The organism is Citricoccus sp. (assembly GCF_035445025.1).
Classification (GTDB): domain Bacteria; phylum Actinomycetota; class Actinomycetes; order Actinomycetales; family Micrococcaceae; genus Citricoccus.
This window is the reverse complement of record NZ_DAOMPX010000116.1, coordinates 2,249-3,996: the sequence shown is the minus strand read 5'-3', so window position 1 is coordinate 3,996 and position 1,748 is coordinate 2,249. Positions and strand designations below refer to the sequence as shown.

The 1,748-nt window shown below is 68.2% G+C and carries 2 protein-coding genes; both read right to left on the bottom strand.

Translation table 11 applies throughout. From position 1 onward, the window contains the following. The coding region (locus tag PLJ28_RS15175) for a helix-turn-helix domain-containing protein (RefSeq protein WP_324590368.1) at window positions 1–307 on the bottom strand (307 nt) is incomplete at its 3' end. A gap of 128 nt (window positions 308–435) precedes the next feature. Next, window positions 436–1,689 (bottom strand): aminopeptidase P family protein, encoded by a 1,254-nt coding sequence (locus PLJ28_RS15170; protein WP_183530102.1) that lies wholly within the window; start codon window positions 1,687–1,689, stop codon window positions 436–438. Between the last annotated feature and the right edge of the window lie 59 nt (window positions 1,690–1,748).

Genomic DNA, 1,748 nt, shown 5'->3' with positions numbered 1-1,748 from the left:
TGGCGACCCGGCGGACGTCCAGGTTGGCGAGCAGGGGGCCGGCGACGGCGATCAGTCCCAGGCCCAGCCGGTACTTCCGTGACGCCTCGTCACGCTCGACCACGTGCTCCTGTTCGAGGGTGGCGAGGATGCGGGACACGCTGGACTTGTGGAGGCCGACCTGGGCGGCGATCTCCGTCACGCCCTGCAGTGGCTCGTCCGACGTGAAGCAGCGGATGACCTGCAGGACGTTGACGATGACGGAGGCGCCGCGGGCCCCGTTCTCGGAGGCGGACGTGGCGGACGGGGCGTCGGATGCGGGGGTCATGTCATTCCTCGGATCGGGTGACGGGGTGCGGGTCGGGGGCGGGGTGGGCGGATGCGCAGAGGGGGTGGCCGGACCGGAAGTGCTTCCGGTCCGGCCACCCCCTCATGGAGAGCGGATCGTCGTGCGGGTCAGGCGTCGATGATGTTGTGCTCCGGGCCGAAGCCGAACTTGGTGATGTTCTCGGCGCCGTCCTCGCCGACCACCAGGATGTCATGCTCGCGGTAGCCACCGGCCCCGGGCTCGCCGTCCATCACGGTGATCATCGGCTCCATCGAGACGACCATGCCCGGCTCCAGGACGGTCTCGATGTCCTCGCGCAGCTCCAGGCCGGCCTCGCGGCCGTAGTAGTGGGACAGCACACCGAAGGAGTGACCGTACCCGAAGGTGCGGTTCGGCAGCAGGCCGTAGCCGATGTAGATCTCGTTGAGCTCGGCGGCGATGTCCTTGCAGACGGCGCCGGGCTTGATGAGCTCGAGGCCGCGGCGGTGCACCTCGACGTTCACGTTCCACAGGTGCAGGCTGGCCTCGTCCGGCTCGCCGAGGAACAGGGTGCGCTCCAGGGCGGTGTAGTAGCCGGAGGTCATCGGGAAGCAGTTCAGGGACAGGATGTCGCCGCGCTGCAGCTTGCGGGTGGTGGCCCAGTTGTGGGCGCCGTCGGTGTTGATCCCGGACTGGAACCAGACCCAGGTGTCACGGACCTCGCGGTGGGGGAAGGTCCGGGCGATCTCGTGGGTCATGGCCTCGGTGCCGATCAGGGCGACCTCGTACTCGGTGATGCCCTCGCGGATGGCGGCCTTGATGGCCTCGCCGCCCAGGTCGCCGATGCGGGCGCCGTGCTTGATGACCTCGATCTCCTCGGCGGACTTGATCATGCGCTGGCGCATCGCGGGCACGGAGACGTCGGTCAGCTCGGCACCGGGGAACGCGTCCTGGATGCGCTGGCGGACCATCAGCGGCAGGGCGTCGTCCTCGACGCCGATGCGCTGCGCGGAGACGCCGGCGCGGCGCAGGGCCTCCTGCAGGCCGTAGTAGAAGTTGTCGCGCTTCCAGTCGGTGTAGACGATGTTGTCGCCGTAGCTGGTGCGCCACGGCATGCCGGCGTCGATGTTGGCGGTGACCGTGACCGACTCGTTCTGGGTCACGACCAGGGCGTAGTTGCGGCCGAAGGTGGTGTAGAGGAAGTCGGAGTAGTACTTGATGCCGTGGTAGCTGGTGAGGATCGCGGCGTCCATGCCCTGTTCGGCCATGATCTGGCGCAGGCCGGTCAGGCGGCGCTCGAACTCGGCGTCGGAGAAGGTCAGCTGCTGCTTCTCTCCGTTGTGCAGGGTCTTCAGTCGCTCCAGCTCGGAGACGGAGTTCACGGCGTTCGAGGTGGTCGTCATGGGGATCTCCTTGGGTCAGGGGCCGCGGTGCGGCGGGATCCGTGGTTCTTCACGGTCTG